Source organism: Actinoplanes subtropicus (assembly GCF_000721705.1).
GTDB lineage: Bacteria > Actinomycetota > Actinomycetes > Mycobacteriales > Micromonosporaceae > Actinoplanes > Actinoplanes subtropicus.
Window position 1 is genome coordinate 1 of record NZ_JOJL01000118.1, and the last position, 2,828, is coordinate 2,828.

Annotated in this window: 3 protein-coding genes; 1 reads left to right on the forward strand and 2 read right to left on the reverse strand. The window is 68.9% G+C overall.

What is annotated here, in order from left to right; genetic code table 11:
* Positions 1–400 precede the first annotated feature (400 nt).
* Positions 401–709: a hypothetical protein gene (locus IH26_RS61040; protein WP_157437912.1), complete on the forward strand. Its 309-nt coding sequence runs from the start codon at positions 401–403 to the stop codon at positions 707–709.
* An 81-nt stretch (positions 710–790) separates the two neighbouring features.
* Here the strand turns inward: IH26_RS61040 and IH26_RS0152375 are convergent, their stop codons facing one another.
* Both IH26_RS0152375 and IH26_RS0152380 read right to left on the reverse strand, forming a co-directional pair.
* Positions 791–1,363 carry an alpha/beta fold hydrolase gene (locus IH26_RS0152375; RefSeq protein WP_245666077.1) on the reverse strand — a complete coding sequence of 191 codons (573 nt, stop codon included), beginning with the start codon at positions 1,361–1,363 and terminating at the stop codon, positions 791–793.
* Positions 1,364–1,392: 29 nt separating this feature from the next.
* On the reverse strand, positions 1,393–2,828 hold a 1,436-nt coding region (locus IH26_RS0152380), incomplete at its 5' end, for a cellulase family glycosylhydrolase (RefSeq protein WP_034218333.1).

Genomic DNA, 2,828 nt, shown 5'->3' on the forward strand with positions numbered 1-2,828 from the left:
GCCGCCGATAGGGCAGACCAACTAACGCACGTCGTCACCCTCCGTGTCTGGCGGATGGACCGTCGCGGGGCAGCCGACCCTCTTCTGCAATCGGCCGCACGGTGCGGCGCGCGCCAACTCCGGTGCCCAAGCTGCGCCTTGTCCGCTGCCCAACATCTACCGCAAGGCCATCCGACGACTGATCGATCGCCATATAACACGCCCAGTCACACAGGTTGTCTTGCAGCCGGGCGTCACGATCCAGCACGAAGGCGGCCCCGAGATAAGCCCCATGCTCCGGGATCGTAGTGTCAAGACGGCGTCCTCATCTTGCCGCGATCCGAGCCAATCCGCTTTCCCCCGCCGGCCTTGTGAGTGCCGAGAATGCCGTCCGTGCTGGTCAAGCGGCGTGGTCGTATTCATGGAGGAGTCCGCCGAGCCGGTCGTGTCGGCGGACGTTGAGCTGTGTCAGCGCGGCGGCTTCAGCGATCGGGTCGGGCAGGGGCCGCAGTGGTCGGGCGTTGCCGATGCTCCTGTGTGGCCGGTGTTCATTGTGGTGATGTTCGTACTCGCGCAGGTGGGGGTGCAGCAGGGCGGCCAGCCAGGCCCGGTCAGCCGGGGCGAACCTCACCCGATCGCCGCGCAACTGCCGTTACAAAACCATGACCTGATGCCGCAACGCGAGGATCTCGGCTTCTTTGTCGCGGTCACTCATAGGCAACAGCCATAGTAGAGCGAGCGCGTTGGTCACGCCGAGATAGGCCAGTCGCAGCAGCACAGCAAGTCATCCTCGCGCAGTGCCCGGCGCAGATCACCGTCGAGAGCTGGCCGCCGGAATCCACCCCAGGCGCCGGCCGCACGCATCAGCGACCAGCATGACCGTGACCAGGACGGATAAGGTTTCGGCACCCGCAGGATGGCTTGAGCATTGCCACGGCGTACCGGCCTCCCCGCGACCGGATGGAAGAGCTTGCCGACTGCTCAGCATGGCCTGCACCGCCGCGCGCGGATGCGGCGCGGAAACGACGGTGAGGGTATGCAGGCGATCGGGTCGCGTGGCGGCGACCATCCACGCGACCCCGCCACCCCAGTCGTGGCCGACCAGGTGAACCCGTTCCACCCCGGTGGCATCGACAAGCGCTACGACGTCGGCCACGAGCTCGTCGAGCCGGTAGGCCCGCCGGGACCGGGGCCGGGCCTGCGGGGTGTAACCGCGCTGGTCCGGTGCGACGACCCGGTAACTGGCCGCGAGCAGGGGCCGGGAAACGCCGAGCCACGATCGCGCGCTCTGCGGGAACCCGTGCAGGAGCACGACTGTCTCCGCGTCCACCGGCCCCTCGTCCAACACCGTGAACAGCATGCCGTTGCGGGAGAACGCTTCCACCACGTGGACGCTATCCTCCCGCGCGGGTGTCAGGACGGGAAGGCGGCCGCCGCCCAGCCGGCCAGTTCGGTCTTCGCCGCGGTCAGGACTGCGGCCGAGGGGGCCGTGGCGTCGGCGATGAGGGCGTAGTGGACGACGCCGGTCGCGCCCGCCCCGGAGAGCGAAAGCGTCCGGCCGTCCGTCGAGATCGTGGAGGCGACGTCGGAGGCGATGGTGTTGCGGAAGCCGGCCGGGAGCTTGACCTCGGTGGCCGTGCCGTCGCCGCCGGAGCGCCAGACGAGCACGGCGTAGCGGCTGTCGCCGTTCCAGGCGTCGCCGGTGGTCTGGACCTTGTCCGGGTTGTCGTTCATCAGCTCGTGGTGCCGGCCGCTGTAGATGTCCCACTGCCACTGCGTGCCGGACAGCACCGGCCCGGACCCGGCCACGCCGCCCCACCACTGTGCGCCGGTCAGCCGGGAGTCCAGGCCCTGGTACATCGCCTTGTCCACGCTCGGTGCCTTGTCCGAGGTGTAGCCGCTGAGCGGATGACCGAACTCGGTGACGATCGCCGGTGTCGACAGTGCCGCGGAGCGGTCCCGGATCAGCGCGAAGTCGTCGCTCTCCTGCCCGTCGCCGGCCTTGCCCCACATCACGACCCCGGAGATGGCGGCCTGGTCGTAGAAGTGGGTGTTGAACACATAGCGCGGCCCGATCGCGCCGGCGTCGAGGAAGCCGCCGGCCTGGTTCTGGACGGTGCCGTTCCAGAACATGTTGGGCTCGACGAATGCCGGGCGGTCGGCCCAACCCGCGCCGTCCATCAGGGCCCGGAACGACTGGTAGAACGGCCATAGCACGTCCCGTTCCCAGGTTCGGCTGTTCTGCCCGCTGTCGTAGTTGCCGGCGTACGGCTCGTTGTAGGGGTCGATGCCGAGCACGTGCGCGAACTGGGCGTCGGTGAGGCCGGCGCGCAGTTGGAGGAGCGCCTGCCGGGTGTACCGCAGGAACTCGTCGCGCTCACTGATCGACCCGGCCGCCGTGCTCAGTGTGCGGTTGTGCCAGAAGTCGTACGTGGCCTGCTGGACCGCGGCGTTCTGGGTGATGTTCTGCCCCCAGGTGACGCAGACACCGCAGCTCTCCTGCGGGTAGCCGCCGGCCTGCACCAGCCACTTCGGTGCGCCGTCGCCGGTGTACCAGCTGCCGGTGTTGAACAGGTAGCGGGCGAACATGTCCTGGTGGAAGTCGAAGAGCACCTCGAAGCCGAGGTCCGCGAAGACGCCGGCCTGCTCGGCCAGTTTGCCGAGGTACGCGGTGTCGATGGTGCCGGGGGCCGGCTCGGCGGCGTCCCAGGAGAGCAGGAACCGTACGGTGTTGGCGTTGGTGAGGTCGCGCATGGCGAGCGCGGAGGTCCGGGCGTCGGCGGCGTCGGCGAACGGGAGCTTGCCCTTCTCGGCGAGCTTCACCTCGCCGGAGACGTTGAACCCGCGCA